The following is a 15299-nucleotide window of genomic DNA, read 5'->3' on the forward strand; positions in this document are numbered from 1 at the left end:
CGGCCGGCTGACGGCCGCCACGCACCCGTATGCCTCATGCACGTGCGGGTTCATCGCGGGGCCCGGCCGTTAGGCTGCGACTCTGCCCGCGCGGACGACGGAGTCCGCCCGTTCCGCGCGCGCCGAGCCGCCGTCGACGGAACGGAGTCGAACCTTGAACTTCCTTACCATCGGTCACCGCGGGGTCATGGGTGTCGAGCCCGAGAACACCCTTCGTTCCTTCGTCGCCGCGCAGCACGCCGGCCTCGATCTGATCGAACTCGATCTGCACCTGAGCAAGGACGGCGCCCTGGTCGTCATGCACGACGCAGAGGTGGACCGTACGACCGACGGCACCGGGGCGATCGCCGACAAGACCCTGGCCGAGCTCCGCTCCCTGGACGCCGGCCGCGGGGAGCGGGTACCGGTGTTCGAGGAGGTCCTGGACGCGGTGCGCACACCGATCCAGGCCGAGATCAAGGATGTGGCCGCGGCCCGGGCCCTGGCAGCGGTGATGCACGAGCGCGACCTGATCGGGCGCGTGGAGGTGTCCTCGTTCCACGACGACGCGATCGCCGAGATCGCCCGGCTGGTGCCGGGCGTGCGCACGGCGCTGATCGGGAGCCGCTACGGCACGGACATCGTGGACCGCGCGGTCGCCGTGGGCGCGTCGACCGTCTGCCTCAACATCCGCCGGCTCACTCTGGAGATCGTCGAGCACGCGCGCAAGTCCGGGCTGCGGATCGTCGGCTGGGTCGTCAACACCCAGGATCATCTGCGGCTGGTGCGCGCCCTGGAGCTGGACGGCGCGACGACCGACTTCCCGCAGATCAAGCGCACGGGGCGGTTCACGGCCTGACGGTCACCCGAGCTTCTTGACCAGCAGCTCGAACCGCAGGTCGTCGCGCTGCGGGATGCCGAAGCGCTCGTCGCCGTACGGGAAGGGCGACATCTCTCCCGTACGGCGGTAGCCCCTGCGCTCGTACCAGGCGATCAGGTCGTCCCGTACCGAGATCACGGTCATATGCATCTCGGTGACGCCCCAGGCCTCCCGGGCCTGGCGTTCGGCCTCCGCCATGACCGTCTTGCCGAGACCCGCGCCCTGCAGGGTGGGGCTGACCGCGAACATGCCGAAGTAGGCGTGATCGCCACGGTGTTCCAGCTGGCAGCAGGCGATGATCCGGCCGTCCTGCTCCACGGTCAGCATCCTGCTCTCGGGCGACTTGATGACCTCCAGCACGCCCTCGGGATCCGTCCGCCGCCCCTGCAGGATGTCCGCCTCCGTGGTCCACCCGGCCCGGCTGGAGTCCCCGCGGTAGGCCGACTCGATCAGCGCGACCAGCGCGTGGACGTCGGCGTCGGTGGCGTCGCGGAAGGTGGGGCCGGCGGCCGGGGTGTCCATGGAGCGCTTCTCCGATCTCGGGCGTGGCTGAGCCAGGGTCGAGGGTAACCCTGCCACTAGGCTGCGCCTGCATGGTGCACGTTCTCAGCAGCCGGACCCTGCTCACCCCCTCCGACCCCGAGCGCTCCCGGACCTTCTACGGCGAGCAGCTGGGGCTTTCCGTCTACCGCGAGTTCGGTACGGGGCCCGAGCGGGGGACGGTCTACTTCCTCGGCGGCGGCTTCCTGGAGGTCTCCGGGAGGTCCGAGGCGCCGCCGTCGCCCGCGGTCCGGCTGTGGTTCCAGGTCGACGACGTGACGGCCGCGCACGAGGAGCTGAAGGCCAACGGCGTGGACATCGTCCGGCCGCCGGTGAAGGAGCCGTGGGGGCTGGTCGAGATGTGGATCGCCGACCCGGACGGCATCCGCATCGCCCTGGTGGAGGTCCCGGAGGACCATCCGATGCGCTACCGGCCGGGCGTCTAGGGTCCGGGCGTGCGCTCGGGGCGGATGCCCGCGGTGAGCACATGACCGCTGATGCCCAGCAGTGAGGGCACGGACTCGGTCCGCCGCGTCGCCGCCAGGACCAGCGCCCGGCGCTCCGGATCGTCGAGCCAGGAGGCGACGTCGGCCATGAGCCAGGCGGCGCCTTCGAGGCCGTACTGAGCCTGCGGTGTCAGGCCGGCGTCCGCGAACTCGGCGGGGACGTCGCCGGGGTCGTGGAAGTAGGCCGTGGTGAACAGGGACTTCGGCCGACCGGTCGGACTCATCAGGCCGTCGCCGACGGCGGCCTCGATCTGCGGCCGGTGCTCGGCGTCGAAGTAGAGCCCGGTGCTCAGGTTGTCGTGCAGCGGTGCGAACCGGTTGATCGTGGCGGCGACCACGAGCCCTCCGGGACGCACCACCCGCCGCGCCTCGGCGAGCGCCCGTACCCGGTCCGAGCGCTCGGGCAGGTGGTACAGGGGGCCGAGGAGCAGCGCGACGTCCCCGGAGGCGTCCGGCGCGTCGAGGGCCCGGGCGTCGCCGTGGCGTGCCCGGACGCCGGGCAGCCGGGCCGCCCGCTCGACGTGCAGGGGTACCGGGTCGAGGAGTTCCACGTCGTGGCCGTCGGCGGCGAGCCACTCCGCGTGGATGCCGCTGCCGCCGCCCACGTCGAGGATCCGCGCCGGAGCCGGCGGCAGGAGCCTGCGCAGGACGTCCTGGGTGCGCCAGAACTCCAGCCGTCCGGCGCCGGTGCGCAGCCTGGCGTCCTCCCGGTCGCGTCCGTAGTACTCGGCGATCTCCTCGGTCAGCGAGGGCGCCGTGGTGTCCTCGGTCTCCATGGCCGGAACCCTCGCGCACCCCGCTCCGCCCGGCAAGCCATTTCCGCGCCCGCGGGGACCGTCCCGGATGGCCGGGGCGGGGAGCCCGGGTTAGCGTGCCGGGAGAGCGCTCTGTGCGGCACGGCAGGCCCGCCCCGGCCGGAAGGAACCCCCATGAAGTTCGACAAGCCGGTGACCGGCGGACCGTGCTGGACCGAGCTCGGGACCAGCGATCTGGAGGGGGCCAAGCGGTTCTACACCGAGTTGTTCGGCTGGCGGCCGGAGACCGACCCACGGCAGGAGGCGGGCGGGTACACGGTGGCGCACCTGGGGGACGCGGCGGTCGCCGCACTCACCCCGCTGTACCAGGAGTCCCAGCCGGTGGCGTGGAACGTCTCCTTCGCGGTGACCGACGCCGACACGGCGGCACGGCGGGTGGAGGAGGCCGGTGGGACGGTGGTCCTGGGCCCGATGGACGTGTTCGACGTGGGCCGGTTCGCGGTGGCCCTCGATCCGACCGGCGCGGCGTTCCAGCTGTGGCAGGCGCGGTCCTTCCCCGGCGCCGGACTGTTCAACGCGCCGGGCACCCTCGGCTGGGTGGAGCTGGCGACCCGGGACACCGAGCGGGCCCGGGACTTCTACACCACGGTGTTCGGCTGGAGCGTCAACGCCTCGGAGTGGTACACGCAGTGGGGCATCGGCGGGGACGACTTCGGCGGCATGGCCGACATGGGCGACCGGTTCCCGCCCGAGGTGCCGCCGCACTGGCTGCCGTACTTCGCGGTGGACGACGTGGACGCGACGGCCGAGGTCGCGCAGCGGGCGGGCGGCGCCGTCGTCCTGGCGCCCGTGTCGGTGCCCGACGGCCCGCGCATCGCGGTGCTGCGGGATCCGCAGGGCGCGGCGTTCGGAGTGCACCAGGCCGGCGAGGAGGGCTGAGGCGCTGCGCTTGCCCTCCCATGCCTCCGCTGGAGCTTCGCTCACGTCCGGAGCGACCCCATCCGGCCTTCCAGGCGAGCGAGCAACTCGGCGAGCAAGTCGGCGAGTTCGCCCTGCCCCTGCGGAGCCAGCACACTCAACACAGCTGTTTCATAGGCGAGTTGATCAGGGAGGATGTCGTCGACCAGATCGCGGCCCGCGTCGGTGAGGCGGACATGGGCTACGCGGCGGTCCCGGGTGTCGCCGCGCCGCTCGACCAGTCCGCGTTCGGTCAGCTGCTTGAGCCGCTTGGTGACGGCGGCCCCGGAGGAGAAGGTCTCCCGGGCGAGCTCGCCCGGGGTCAGCTCGTGTCCGGTACGGCGCAGCGCGCCCAGCAGGTCGAACTCGGCACGGCTGAGGCCCGCCCGGCGCAGCGGCGCGTCCTCGGCCTGCTGGAGCAGCGCGGCACACCGGTTGATCCGGCCGATGACCTCCATGGGCCCGGTGTCCAGCTCCGGGTGAACGACCCGCCACTGCCGCACGACGGCAGCGACTGTGTCGTGGTGAGCGGCGGGGGCGGTGCTTGTGGCGGGGGCGGGGGCAGTGACCCTGGCGGGGGCGGCGCCGCTTGCCGGTCCGCCCGGCCCGACGGCTCCGCTGGCGTCCGTTCCGACGGGCTGGTGGCCACCCGGCCGGCCCGCGTCGGCCGTGGCGTCACCGTTCCCCCTGCGCGCCCCGACGGAACCACGGCCGTCCGCCGATTGCGTGTCGGCGGACCGCCTGTGTCCGCCTGCCGGATCCGCTTCGGCCATGGCGTCACCGCTCCCTGGGCGCGCCCCAACGGAACCACGGCCGTCCGCCGATTCGGCGCCGACGGACCGCCTGTGACCGCCCGACCAACCTGCCTCGGCCATGGCCTCACCACTCCCCGAGCGCGCCCCAACGGAACCACGGCCGTCCGCCGATTCGGCGCCGACGGACCGCCCGTGACCGCCCGACCAACCTGCCTCGGCCATGGCCTCACCACTCCCCGAGCGCGCCCCCACGGAACCACGGCCGTCCGCCGCTCGCGTGTCGGCGGACCGCCTGTGTCCGCCCCCCGGGCCCGCTTCGGCCGTGCCGCCGGAACCATGGCCGGCCGTCAGCTGCGATTCGGCGGGCGGCCGGTGGTCGCCCGCGCGGTCCGCGTCGGCCGTGTCGTCCGCCGGCGCGTGTCCGCCGTTCGTCGCCGTCATGGCCGTATGTCCTCCGTCGTCCTGCCGGGGTCCTGGACCGGATCCTGGTTCCGGTGCCGCGGCACGAACCCCTGCCGTCGTACCGTCGCCGCGAGCGTACGGTGTCCGGACTGCTCGGCCAGCACGATCCGCTCCTCGGGCAGGGCGCGCTGCCACCACTCGCCGGACGCGGCGTCGGCCGTGGCGCGCAGGTCGGCGAGGGCGGCGGCGAGGCTGCGGCGGGCCGACTCCAGGGCGCGGGGTGCCGGGTGCGGCTCGGCCAGCAGCCGGGCGGCGTTCTCGCGGGCGCGCTCCGCCGTGGTCAGGGCGTGTTCGAGGCGGTCGCCGGCGCGCCGGTTGGTGACGGCGACGGCCGCGACAAAGCCGACCAGCGCGCCGACCAGGGTGTCCGTGACCCGCTCGGTGATCAGTTCGGCCGGGTTCTGGGCGCGCGCGAACTCGGTGATGAGCAGGGCCATCGGGGTCACGCAGACGGTGCCGAGCCAGTAGTTGCGCGCGATCAGCGCCTCGGCGCCGAAATTGAAGGCGAGGCAGCACAACACCAGCGCGACCGGGTGGAGATGGGCGAGCGGGGCGACGACGGCGAACACGAGGACCCCGAGCACATTGCCGACGACCCGCTGGACGCCCCGGCTCCAGGTGAGTGTGACGTTGGCCTGGTAGAGGGAGGCGGCGGTGACCAGCGCCCAGTAGGGACGCCCCACCCCGAGTGCGAGGGAGGCGTAACCGGCGAGGGCGCAGCCGATCGCGGTGCGCGCGGCGATCGGGGCCAGGTGCGCCAGGCGTTGCCGCAACGGCCGTCGCGGCTGGGCGAGTTCGGCGTCGATGCCGAGGAGTTCGGCGGCGGACTCCTGAGGGGAGTCGACGCGCGGTAGCCGCCCGGTGCCGCGCAGTTCACGGGCCCAGGCGCGCAGCCGAGCGGGGTCGGCGTCGGCGGGGGCGGGGGCGGCGAGGGCGACCTCGGCGCGGACGAGGAGCCGTTCAAGAGCGCGCCGGGTGCGGTCGGGGCGGGTGCCGGCGGCGAGCAGGGACTGCCAGGCGGCGTGGATCGCGGCGGCACTCGCGGCCCTGGCCCGGGCGTGGCCGTCGGCCGTGCCACGGGTGTCGGCGTAGGCGGCGGCCGCGTTCAGGGCCTGGGCGGTGGCGCGGCGCTCGGGGCCGTGCGGGCGGAGCAGCCCGGGTGCCATGCCGACCAGCCAGGCCCAGGCGCCGGCCGCGAGGGCCAACCCCACATGTCCGGGCACCTGACCGAGGGCCTGCGGCGCGAACAGCGAGGCGGAGCTGATGAAGGTCAGGACCACGTTCCCGGGCGGTCCGAGCCGGGTCGCGTCGCTCACGGCCTTCTGGGCGGCCGCCATCACCGCGCCGACGGTGACGAGGACGACGGCGTCGCTCGTGACCGACGCGGCGAGCAGGGAGACCGCGAGGCCGCCGACCATGCCGAGCACCACCCAGGCCAGGACGCGGGCGCGGGCGGCGTAGGGCCGGTTGTGGCCGTAGAGCGCGCACAGCGACCCGGCCATCGTGTACATCGCGAGGTCGAGGCGGCCGAGCGCCAGCAGGATCAGATTGGGCGGTGCGACCGCGGCGACCACGCTCAGCGCGGGCTTGAACCAGATGTCGGAGGGCCGCCCGAGGCGGAGCACTCCGGCGAGGGGAAGTCGGTGGAGGGTCGCACTGCTCATACCATCAATTTAGCATGTGTTTTACTTGTAAAATTCCTTGGCGGCGGCCCTCGGGCGATTCCCAGGGGCGGGCGCGCTCACCTGCCGTGCTCCGTCGAACGCTCCCCGTGTACACCCTTGCGCTTGCGTGCGCTCCGCACGGCGTGGGCATCGCATCCCTCGACCGAGCGTCGAACGGGGAGGTGCGCGTGCACGGACCGGTACCGGCAGCGTGGCTGCTGGTCGCCCTGTGCGCGGCGACCGGGGCCTACTGCCTGCTGCGGATGCGCAGCCGTGTGGAGGAGCAGCGCAGGGCCGCGGGCGGCGAGGCGGTGATGGGCTTCGGCATGGCCGTGATGGCCGTACCGGCGGCGGTGCTCTCGCCACCGAGCTGGGTGTGGCCGGTGTACGCGGCCGTGTTCGGTGCGGCGGCACTGCGCGCGCTGTGGGCCGCGCGCGCCGCCCCGCATCATCTGCACCACCTGGTGGGCACGTCCGCGATGGTCTACATGTCGGTGGTCATGGCCGCGGCTCCGCCCGGCGCCCATCACGCGCACGGCGGCTCGGGCGTTCCGCTGCTGACCAGCCTGCTGCTGCTGTACTTCGCGGGTTACGTGCTGCTGGCCGGCGCCCGTCTGGTGCCGGCCACCGTCGCGGCGGCCGGGGCCGGCGGCGGCGCGGTCGGCTGGGGCGACCGGCCGGAGCTGGCACGGGCCTGCCGGCTGTCGATGGGGATAGGCATGGTGGCGATGCTGCTGACCATGTGAGCCGGGTCCGTGCCGGTGCGCTGTCTGCGTCACTTCGGTGGCACGGACCGTACGGTGAACGGTCTCGCGGGTGCCCCGGCTCCGCGCGGAGTCGTGGACGCCAACGCCCTCGGCACGGCCGTCCCGTGGGCGGCACCCACCGCCGCACCGGCCCTGCCGGCGGTGGTGCAGCAGTCGGTGAAGGGTGCCGTCGACGGCCTGCCGCTGTGGCCGCTGCACCGCTTCGGCGTGGGCCGCGTCCGGTGGCGTACGGCCGTGGCGACGACCGTGGTCTCGGTGGTGGGCGTGGGCGTGACCCGGGTGTGGCTGGGCGTGCACTGGCCCTCGGAGGTGCTGGGCGGCCGGCTGTTCGGGGCGTTGGTGGTGGACCCGGCCGTGATCGGGTACGAGTGGCCATGGCCTGGTCACGCCCGAACCGCTGGGCACCGCGGATAGGGTCAGGTGCATGACTGCCGTGTTGTTCGACTTCTCCGGGACGCTGTTCCGCGTCGAGTCCACCGAGTCCTGGCTGCGTGCGGTGCTGACCGAGACCGGGCACACCCTGCCCGAACCCGAACTGAAGGCGGCCGCACGGGCCTTGGAGGCTGCGGGTGCGCTGCCGGGCGGAGCGAATCCGCTGGAGCTGCCGGCCGACCTGGCTGAAGTCTGGGCGGTGCGGGACGAGAGCGCGGAGCTGCACCGGGCCGCCTACACGGGCCTTTCCCGGCGGGTGCCGCTGCCCGACCCCGGGCTGCACGACGCGCTGTATGAGCGGCACAAGACGCCGGCCGCCTGGTCCCCGTACCCGGACGCCCTCGAGGTGCTGCGCGCGCTGCACGAGCGTGGGATCGGCGTGGGCGTGGTCAGCAACATCGGCTGGGATCTGCGCCCGGTGTTCCGCGAGCACGGCCTCGACCGGTATGTGGACGCGTATGTCCTGTCGTACGAGCACGGGGTGCAGAAGCCCGACCCGCGGCTGTTCTCGGTCGCCTGTGCGGCACTGGACGCCGATCCCCGGCAGGTGGTCATGGTGGGCGACAGCAAGGAGGCCGACGGCGGCGCGGCCGCGCTCGGCTGCCGGGTGCACTTCGTCGACCACCTGCCGGTGACCGACCGGCCCGACGCGCTGCTGCCGGTGCTGGACCTGATGGGCTGAGGTCCGACGCGCCGCTCCCCCGCGGTCTGCCGGGCTGAGGCCCGGCGCCCGCCGGGCCCTGGGTGGTCAGCCCTGGTAGTCCTCGACCTGGGTGGCGGGGCGCACGCGCGCCTCGTCCGGGTTCTCGCCGAACTCGGCCTTGGCGCGGCGCTGCCGCAACAGGTCCCAGCACTGGTCGAGTTCACGCTCCAGCTGTCCCAGCCGCTGCTGCTCGACGGAGCTGTCGATCCGACCCGAGGCCAGCGCCGCGCGGAGTCTGCGCTCGTCCTCGACCATCTCCGTGATCCTGTTCAGGATCCGCTGGTCCTGATCCATGACGACCCGCCTCCTCGCCTCGGCACCGCTGCCCACTCTAGGGAGGCAGCGGGCGGTGCGCGAGATCGAGGGGAGGCGTGGGCCGGGCAGCGAGCCGGGGGCACCACGAGCACGCCACGGAAAGGCCTCGCTGCCAAGCCGTCCGCCTGAGACGATCCCCCGCGTCGCCCCAGGCGGACGGCAGCCCTGGACAGGGCACGCACATGGCATGCCCACTGCGGTGAGTATAGTTGGCTGGCAGCCAGTCAACGCAGGAGTTACAGGATGTCCCCGCGCAGCGCCTCGGTCAACGAAGAGTTGCGGCGGCGTTCCCGGGAGCGGCTGTTGCAGGCCGCCGTGGAACTGGTCGACGAGCACGGCTTCGAGGCCACCACGCTGGGCGACATCGCGGACCGCGCCGGTTCGGCGCGCGGACTGGTGTCGTACTACTTCCCCGGCAAGCGCCAACTGGTGCAGTCCGCCGTACACCGGCTGATGCACCGCACACTGGAGGAGGCGCTGGAGCGGGAACCGCACACCGAGGACGGCCGCGAGCGTCTCGCCCGCGCCATCGACGCGATCCTGGGCCTGGCCCACGACCGGCCGGTGCTGATGCGGCAGCACATGGCTGGGCTGCTGCAGGCGGAGGGCTTCGTGCAGTGCCCGGAGCAGCGCCGGCTGTCGGAACTGCTCAGCGACACCGTCGCCCGGTACGGCTCCCAGGACGTCGCCGTCGACTATCCGATGCTGCGCGCCCTGCTGATGGGCGCGGTGTACTCGGCGCTGGTGCCGGGGGTGCCGATGCCCGTCCCCGCGCTGCGGGCCGAACTGTTCCAGCGGTACGGGCTCGACTGGGAGTCCGGGGTGCCTCCGGAGAGCGAGCAGGGCAGGGAGGCGCGGGAGCAGGACCTGTCCCGGTTCTTCGCGACGGAGGAGCGGCCGAGCAGTCCATGACGGACGCGTGAGCTGCGGCGACGGCAACTCGCCTCAGTCGCGGCGCACATGGCGGGGCGTCAGGAATCCCGCGTCCCGTGCCTGGGCGATCAGCCGGAGGGAGCGGCGGCGGCTGAGTCCGGTCGCGCTCATCACGGCGAGCACCGGGTCACCACCCTCCTCCTGTGCGGCCCGGTACTCCTGTGCGACCAGCCGACGGCCCTCGATGCCGCGCGGCCAGACCGGCCGGGCGCGCCGCGGCCCCACACAGAGCGCGCCCTCCTCCTCGGCGACCTTCTCCTCGGCGACCTCCCCTTCACCGACCTGCTCGTCGGCGGCCTCCTCCACACCGGCCGCCGCCACACCGGCCTCCTCCTCGGCGACCTCCTGCGCACCGGCCGCCGCCTCGGCGTCGGCTTCCGGTTCGTACCGCTCCTCCGGGTGCTCGTCGCCGTCGCCCTCGTACGACCGCTCCACCCCGCACGACTCGAACAGCGGACCCTCGATCCAGTCCGCGAGCACCGTCAGATCGGCGAGGGACAGGGCCGGCTGGGCCCTGACGTCCTCGATGGACACGCAGCCCTCGCGCACGACGGCGAGCGCGTCGACCTGAGCACCGTCCGGAAAGGCCAGCCGCACATGGAACCAGGACGTGGCCTCGCCGTTCTCCCGCACCTTCCACGCGGGCCACACGGACACCACACCGTCCTTCGCGTCCCGCTCGGAAAGATCAAGAAAGGATGCCTCCCGCACACACGCAACGTAACCTCGTGATCACCATCCATACGAATGGACACGCTTCGTAGTCACCCCGCCGGCCCCTGCCGTCCCGGACCTGCGGGTGCCATGCTGGAGCCGTCCGCACACCACCTCCTTCGCCACCCCCGTCGTCCGAGGAGTACCGCTGTGCTGCGTGTCGCCGTCGTCGGTTCGGGGCCGAGCGGGTGTTACACCGCCCAGACCCTGGTTCAGCAGGACCCAGGCGTGTACGTGGACGTACTGGACCGGCTGCCGTGCCCGTACGGCCTGGTCCGGTACGGCGTCGCCCCGGACCACGAGAAGATCAAGTCCCTGCAGGGCAGCCTGAGGACGGTGCTGGAGCACGAGCGGGTGCGGTTCCTCGGCGGGGTCCGGGTGGGCGGCCCCGGGGGGCTGACGGTGGAGCGGCTGCGGGAGCTGTACCACGCCGTGGTGTACTGCGTGGGCGCCGCCGCCGACCGCCGGCTCGGGATTCCGGGCGAGGAGCTGCCGGGCAGCTGGTCAGCGACCGACTTCGTGGCCTGGTACAGCGCCCATCCGGACGCGGCCGACTCGGGCTTTCTGCGCGGAGTGCGGTCGGCCGTCGTCATCGGCGTGGGCAATGTGGCGGTGGACGTCACGCGGATGCTGGTCCGGGGTGCCGCGGAGCTGCGCCCGACGGACATGCCTCAGGCGGCGCTGGACACGCTGACGGCGAGCGGGATCACCGAGGTGCACATGGTGGGCCGGCGCGGCCCGACGCAGGCCCGCTTCACCACCAAGGAGCTGCGCGAGCTGGGCGCGCTGCCCGACACCGCGGTCGGCGTCGATCCGGCCGACCTGGCGCTGGATCCGGCGGACCCCGCCGCCCTGCCCGCGGTACCGCGCCGCAATCTGGAGGTGCTCCGCGGCTGGGCAGCCCGACCCCCGGCCGGGGCCGCCCGGCGCATCGACCTGCGGTTCTTCCTGCGGCCCGTGGAACTGCTCGCGGACGCCGGCCGGGTGGGCGCCGTGCGCCTCGAGCGGACGGCGCCCGACGGGCGGGGCGGGGTGACGGGGACCGGCCGGTTCATGGACCTGCCCGCCCAGCTGGTGCTGCGCTCGGTGGGCTATCGCGGAGTGCCGCCGGACGGGCTGCCGTTCGACGCGCCCAGCGGCACGGTGCCGAACGCGGCAGGGCGGGTGGTACGCGAGGGTGCCCCCTCCCCCGGCGAGTACGTCGCCGGGTGGATCAAGCGCGGTCCGACGGGTGTCATCGGCACCAACCGGCCCTGCGCCAAGGAGACGGTGACCTCCCTGCTCGCGGACGCTCCGGCGCTGCTGCGCCGGCAGGTGCCCGAGGATCCGGTGTCCGCGCTGCGGGCGGCCGGCATCGAGCCGGTGCCGTGGACGGGGTGGCTGGCGATCGAGCGGGCCGAGGCCGAGCTGGGCGCGCGGCTCGGCCGGAGCGTGGTCAAGCTGGCCGACTGGGACGCGCTGCTCACGGCGGCCCGGTCGGCATAGCCCCCGGTGGCCAGGGATTCCGCGGCGGCCGGGCGGGCATGACACACAGCGGCAACAGACCGGAAATCAACAAACTGTTCAAGGCGCTTACGGTCTCGTCCTGTTCGGAAGTCACTCCCCGCCCGCGCACTGCTGGAGTACCCATGGCCACCACCGCAGATGTCCACCCCGTCGACGAGATACCACCGGCACGGCAGTTGGCGGCCTTCGGGCTGCAGCACGTGCTCGCGATGTACGCGGGTGCCGTCGCCGTGCCGCTGATCGTGGGCGGCGCGATGAAGCTGTCGCCCGCCGACCTGGCGTATCTGATCACCGCCGACCTGCTGGTGTGCGGGATCGCCACGCTGATCCAGTGCGTCGGTTTCTGGCGGTTCGGCGTCCGGCTGCCGATCATGCAGGGCTGTACGTTCGCGGCCGTGTCACCGATGGTGCTCATCGGGACGACGGGCGGCGGACTGCCCGCGATCTACGGCTCGGTGATCGTCGCGGGTCTGGCGATCATGCTGCTCGCGCCGATCTTCGGCAGGCTGTTGCGCTTCTTCCCGCCGCTGGTGACCGGCACGGTGATCCTGATCATCGGGGTCTCGCTGCTGCCGGTCGCGGGCAACTGGGCGGCGGGCGGCGCCGGTGCGAAGGACTTCGGGGAGCCGAAGAACCTGGCGCTGGCGGCCTTCGTACTGGCGGTGGTGCTGGCCGTACAGCGGTTCGCGCCGCCCGCCCTCGGCCGGATCGCCGTCCTGGTCGGTATCGCGGTGGGCCTGGCGGTCGCGGTGCCGTTCGGGTTCACCGACTTCAGCGGGGTCTCCGGCGCCGACTGGGTCGGCATCAGCACGCCGTTCCACTTCGGGGCGCCGCAGTTCAGGGCGTCCGCGATCGTGTCCATGCTGGTGGTCGCCCTGGTGACGATGACCGAGACGACCGGTGACCTGATCGCGGTGGGCGAGCTGACCGGGCGGAAGGTCGAGCCGCGCCCGCTCGCCGACGGGCTGCGCGCGGACGGCCTGTCGACGGTGCTGGGCGGGGTGTTCAACACCTTCCCGTACACGGCGTACGCGCAGAACGTGGGCCTGGTCGGGATGACGCGGGTGCGCAGCCGCTGGGTGGTGGCGGCGGCCGGCGGGATCCTGGTGCTGCTCGGTCTGCTGCCCAAGCTGGGCGCGGTGGTCGCGGCGATCCCGGCGCCGGTGCTGGGCGGCGCGGGGCTGGTCATGTTCGGCACGGTCGCGGCGAGCGGGTTGCGGACGCTGGCCGGGGTGGACTTCAAGGGCAACCACAATCTGACCGTGGTGGCCGTGTCGGTGGCGATCGGCATGCTGCCGGTGGGTGTGCCGACGGTCTACGAGAAGTTCCCGGACTGGTTCCAGACGGTGATGAACAGCGGGATCAGCGCGGGCTGCCTGTCCGCGATCGTGCTCAACCTGCTCTTCAACCACCTTCCGGGGAAGGAGGGTTCAGGCACCGCCGCCGAGTCGGCCGGCCTGCCGGTCGGCGGCCGCGAGGAGGCTGTCGAGCAGCCCCGGGAAGAGTCCGTCTAGATCGTCCCGGCGCAGGCCGTTCATCTTGGCCGTGCCCCGGTAGACCTGCCGGATGACCCCGCTCTCCCGCAGCACCCTGAAGTGGTGCGTGGTGGTGGACTTGGTCACCGGCAGTTCGAACTGCGAGCAGGTCAACTCGGCTTCCCGAGCGGCGAGTTCACGCACGATCTGCAGCCGCATCGGGTCGGAGAGCGCGTGCAGCACGCCCTCCAGGCGGATCTCCTCCCGCTCCGGATGCGGCAGCGCGCGGCCGGCGGTGGCGGTCTCGGTCACGGCGGCTGCCCTTCGTCACGGAACTCCTCGGCTGAGACCATTGTACGAGAGACGTCGTAGTTTGACATGTCTCGTAGTACGAGGGTTATCGTACGAGGCGACCAGCGGTCCCGTGACGAACGGAGTCTGTCGTGAGCTCGCTCTTCGAGAGCATCACCCTGCGCGAAGTGACCATCCCGAACCGGGTGTGGATGCCGCCGATGTGCCAGTACTCGGCCGAGCCGGAGGGTCCGCTCGCGGGCGCCCCGCACGACTGGCACTTCGCGCACTACGCGGCGCGCGCCACGGGCGGCACCGGTCTGATCATCGTGGAGGCCACCGCGGTCTCGCCGGAGGGCCGGATCTCCCCCTACGACCTCGGTCTGTGGAACGACGCCCAGGTGGAGGCCTTCCGCCGGATCACCCGCTTCCTCACCGCCCAGGGCACGGTGCCGGGGGTCCAGCTCGCGCACGGTGGCCGCAAGGCGTCCACCGACCAGCCGTGGAAGGGCGGCGCGCCGCTGGGACCGGAGGCGCGTGGCTGGCAGCCGGTCGCCCCGAGCGCGGTGCCGTTCGACGAGCACCACCCCGTGCCCACCGAGTTGACGGTGGACGAGATCCATGAGGTCGTCGGCCAGTTCGCCGCGGCGGCCCGCCGGGCGCTCGCCGCCGGCTTCGAGATCGCCGAGATCCATGGCGCCCACGGCTACCTGATCAACGAGTTCCTCTCCCCGCACTCCAACCACCGCACGGACGTCTACGGCGGCTCGTACGAGAACCGCACCCGGTTCGCCCTCGAAGTCGTGGACGCCGTACGGGGGGTGTGGCCCGAGGACAAGCCGGTGTTCTTCCGCATCTCGGCCACCGACTGGCTCCAGGACGGCGGCTGGACCACCGAGGACACGGTCCGCTTCGCCCGCGACCTGCACGCGCACGGCGTCGACCTGCTCGACGTCTCCACCGGCGGCAACGCCTCCGGCGTGACCATTCCGACCGGGCCCGGCTACCAGGTGCCGTTCGCCGCCCGGGTGAAGGCCGAGACCCCGCTGCGCGTCGCCGCCGTCGGCCTGATCACCGAGGCCGGACAGGCCGAGAAGATCGTGACCAACGGCGAGGCCGACGCCGTCCTGCTGGGCCGCGAGCTGCTGCGCAACCCGTCCTGGGCCCGACACGCGGCCCGCGAACTGGGCGGCGAGGTCAGGGTGCCGAACCCGTACCACCGGTCGGCCTGACCACCGCCGCCCGCGACCACCGGCCGGTCCAGCGCGGCCCTCCGCGACCACCGGCCGGTCTGACCGCGGCCGCCCATCACCACCAGCCGAACCGACCACGGCCACCCACCACCAGCCGGTCCAGCGCGGCCACCGAACACCACCGGCCGATCCAGCGCGGCGACCGCCACCACCGGCCGGTCTGAGCGTAGGCGCCGCCCAGCACCACCGGCCGGACTGACCGCAGCACCCACCACCGGCCGATCCGACCACGGCCACCCACCACCACCGGTCGATCCAGCGTGGCCCTCCGCGGCCACCGGGCGGTGCGAGCACGGTCGTCCGCGACACCAGGCAGTCCGAGAACGGCCACCCACCACGACCAGCCGAACCGACCACGGCCACCCACCACCACCAGCCGGTCCGAGCACGGCCGTCCGCGACCACCGGCAGA

At 73.1% G+C, this 15299-nt stretch carries 17 protein-coding genes; 10 read left to right on the forward strand and 7 right to left on the reverse strand.

Annotation, left to right across the window (positions count from 1 at the left end; translation table 11 throughout):
* Positions 1-154: 154 nt before the first annotated feature.
* Positions 155-838, forward strand: coding sequence for a glycerophosphodiester phosphodiesterase (locus tag ACFYOH_RS24535; protein ID WP_388629055.1), 684 nt, complete (start codon positions 155-157; stop codon positions 836-838).
* A gap of 3 nt (positions 839-841) precedes the next feature.
* Here ACFYOH_RS24535 and ACFYOH_RS24540 read toward each other — a convergent pair whose 3' ends face one another.
* On the reverse strand, positions 842-1381 hold the full coding sequence (locus tag ACFYOH_RS24540; protein ID WP_388629058.1) for a GNAT family N-acetyltransferase: 540 nt from the start codon (positions 1379-1381) through the stop codon (positions 842-844).
* Between the two features lie 71 nt (positions 1382-1452).
* Here ACFYOH_RS24540 and ACFYOH_RS24545 point away from each other — a divergent pair, with 71 nt between their 5' ends.
* Positions 1453-1845 carry a VOC family protein gene (locus ACFYOH_RS24545; protein ID WP_388629061.1) on the forward strand — a complete coding sequence of 131 codons (393 nt, stop codon included), beginning with the start codon at positions 1453-1455 and terminating at the stop codon, positions 1843-1845.
* Here ACFYOH_RS24545 and ACFYOH_RS24550 read toward each other — a convergent pair.
* Positions 1842-2681 (reverse strand): class I SAM-dependent methyltransferase, encoded by an 840-nt coding sequence (locus tag ACFYOH_RS24550; protein ID WP_388629064.1) that lies wholly within the window; start codon positions 2679-2681, stop codon positions 1842-1844. The genes ACFYOH_RS24545 and ACFYOH_RS24550 overlap by 4 nt on opposite strands.
* 153 nt (positions 2682-2834) lie before the next feature.
* On the opposite strand from ACFYOH_RS24550, the gene ACFYOH_RS24555 reads away from it, so the two are divergent.
* Positions 2835-3599: a VOC family protein gene (locus tag ACFYOH_RS24555; protein WP_388629067.1), complete on the forward strand. Its 765-nt coding sequence runs from the start codon at positions 2835-2837 to the stop codon at positions 3597-3599.
* 41 nt (positions 3600-3640) lie between these two features.
* Here the strand turns inward: ACFYOH_RS24555 and ACFYOH_RS24560 are convergent, their stop codons facing one another.
* Positions 3641-4120: a MarR family winged helix-turn-helix transcriptional regulator gene (locus ACFYOH_RS24560; RefSeq protein ID WP_388629069.1), complete on the reverse strand. Its 480-nt coding sequence runs from the start codon at positions 4118-4120 to the stop codon at positions 3641-3643.
* Between the two features lie 689 nt (positions 4121-4809).
* Positions 4810-6498, reverse strand: coding sequence for an FUSC family protein (locus tag ACFYOH_RS24565; RefSeq protein WP_388629072.1), 1689 nt, complete (start codon positions 6496-6498; stop codon positions 4810-4812).
* Positions 6499-6686: 188 nt separating this feature from the next.
* On the opposite strand from ACFYOH_RS24565, the gene ACFYOH_RS24570 reads away from it, so the two are divergent.
* Genes ACFYOH_RS24570 through ACFYOH_RS24580 form a run of 3 tightly spaced genes read left to right on the forward strand, consistent with a single transcriptional unit; the run spans position 6687 to position 8379 of the window.
* Positions 6687-7244 carry a DUF5134 domain-containing protein gene (locus tag ACFYOH_RS24570; RefSeq protein WP_388629075.1) on the forward strand — a complete coding sequence of 186 codons (558 nt, stop codon included), beginning with the start codon at positions 6687-6689 and terminating at the stop codon, positions 7242-7244.
* A 54-nt stretch (positions 7245-7298) separates the two neighbouring features.
* On the forward strand, positions 7299-7679 hold the full coding sequence (locus tag ACFYOH_RS24575; protein ID WP_388629078.1) for a phosphatase PAP2 family protein: 381 nt from the start codon (positions 7299-7301) through the stop codon (positions 7677-7679).
* Between the two features lie 10 nt (positions 7680-7689).
* Positions 7690-8379, forward strand: coding sequence for an HAD family hydrolase (locus ACFYOH_RS24580; protein WP_388629081.1), 690 nt, complete (start codon positions 7690-7692; stop codon positions 8377-8379).
* 66 nt (positions 8380-8445) lie between these two features.
* On the opposite strand, the gene ACFYOH_RS24585 is transcribed toward ACFYOH_RS24580, so the two are convergent.
* The gene (locus ACFYOH_RS24585; protein ID WP_388629084.1) at positions 8446-8694 is read right to left on the reverse strand and encodes a DUF2630 family protein; all 249 of its coding nucleotides are present in this window, start codon (positions 8692-8694) and stop codon (positions 8446-8448) included.
* 264 nt (positions 8695-8958) lie between these two features.
* On the opposite strand from ACFYOH_RS24585, the gene ACFYOH_RS24590 reads away from it, so the two are divergent.
* Positions 8959-9627 carry a TetR/AcrR family transcriptional regulator gene (locus tag ACFYOH_RS24590; RefSeq protein ID WP_388629086.1) on the forward strand — a complete coding sequence of 223 codons (669 nt, stop codon included), beginning with the start codon at positions 8959-8961 and terminating at the stop codon, positions 9625-9627.
* A gap of 33 nt (positions 9628-9660) precedes the next feature.
* Here ACFYOH_RS24590 and ACFYOH_RS24595 read toward each other — a convergent pair whose 3' ends face one another.
* Positions 9661-10305, reverse strand: a complete 645-nt coding sequence (locus ACFYOH_RS24595; RefSeq protein WP_388629279.1) for a DUF6214 family protein — start codon at positions 10303-10305, stop codon at positions 9661-9663.
* Between the two features lie 207 nt (positions 10306-10512).
* On the opposite strand from ACFYOH_RS24595, the gene ACFYOH_RS24600 reads away from it, so the two are divergent.
* Together ACFYOH_RS24600 and ACFYOH_RS24605 are read left to right on the forward strand one after the other, a co-directional pair.
* Positions 10513-11847 carry an FAD-dependent oxidoreductase gene (locus ACFYOH_RS24600; RefSeq protein WP_388629089.1) on the forward strand — a complete coding sequence of 445 codons (1335 nt, stop codon included), beginning with the start codon at positions 10513-10515 and terminating at the stop codon, positions 11845-11847.
* Between the two features lie 143 nt (positions 11848-11990).
* On the forward strand, positions 11991-13382 hold the full coding sequence (locus tag ACFYOH_RS24605) for a nucleobase:cation symporter-2 family protein (protein WP_388629091.1): 1392 nt from the start codon (positions 11991-11993) through the stop codon (positions 13380-13382).
* Here the strand turns inward: ACFYOH_RS24605 and ACFYOH_RS24610 are convergent.
* A complete protein-coding gene (locus tag ACFYOH_RS24610; RefSeq protein ID WP_388629094.1) occupies positions 13299-13655 on the reverse strand; it encodes an ArsR/SmtB family transcription factor in 357 nt (118 codons plus the stop codon). The two genes, ACFYOH_RS24605 and ACFYOH_RS24610, sit on opposite strands and share 84 nt — an antisense overlap.
* A 131-nt stretch (positions 13656-13786) precedes the next feature.
* Here ACFYOH_RS24610 and ACFYOH_RS24615 point away from each other — a divergent pair, with 131 nt between their 5' ends.
* Positions 13787-14866, forward strand: a complete 1080-nt coding sequence (locus ACFYOH_RS24615) for an NADH:flavin oxidoreductase/NADH oxidase (protein WP_388629097.1) — start codon at positions 13787-13789, stop codon at positions 14864-14866.
* Positions 14867-15299: the final 433 nt, after the last annotated feature.

Source organism: Streptomyces sp. NPDC007856 (genome assembly GCF_042868225.1).
Taxonomy (GTDB): Bacteria; Actinomycetota; Actinomycetes; order Streptomycetales; family Streptomycetaceae; genus Streptomyces.

Coding starts and splice junctions, on each gene's coding strand:
- ACFYOH_RS24585 (WP_388629084.1), bottom strand. CDS start 8,694: ATGGATCAGGACCAGCGGATCCTGAACAGGATCACGGAGATGGTCGAG.
- ACFYOH_RS24555 (WP_388629067.1), top strand. CDS start 2,835: ATGAAGTTCGACAAGCCGGTGACCGGCGGACCGTGCTGGACCGAGCTC.
- ACFYOH_RS24540 (WP_388629058.1), bottom strand. CDS start 1,381: ATGGACACCCCGGCCGCCGGCCCCACCTTCCGCGACGCCACCGACGCC.
- ACFYOH_RS24605 (WP_388629091.1), top strand. CDS start 11,991: ATGGCCACCACCGCAGATGTCCACCCCGTCGACGAGATACCACCGGCA.
- ACFYOH_RS24565 (WP_388629072.1), bottom strand. CDS start 6,498: ATGAGCAGTGCGACCCTCCACCGACTTCCCCTCGCCGGAGTGCTCCGC.
- ACFYOH_RS24550 (WP_388629064.1), bottom strand. CDS start 2,681: ATGGAGACCGAGGACACCACGGCGCCCTCGCTGACCGAGGAGATCGCC.
- ACFYOH_RS24580 (WP_388629081.1), top strand. CDS start 7,690: ATGACTGCCGTGTTGTTCGACTTCTCCGGGACGCTGTTCCGCGTCGAG.
- ACFYOH_RS24590 (WP_388629086.1), top strand. CDS start 8,959: ATGTCCCCGCGCAGCGCCTCGGTCAACGAAGAGTTGCGGCGGCGTTCC.
- ACFYOH_RS24545 (WP_388629061.1), top strand. CDS start 1,453: ATGGTGCACGTTCTCAGCAGCCGGACCCTGCTCACCCCCTCCGACCCC.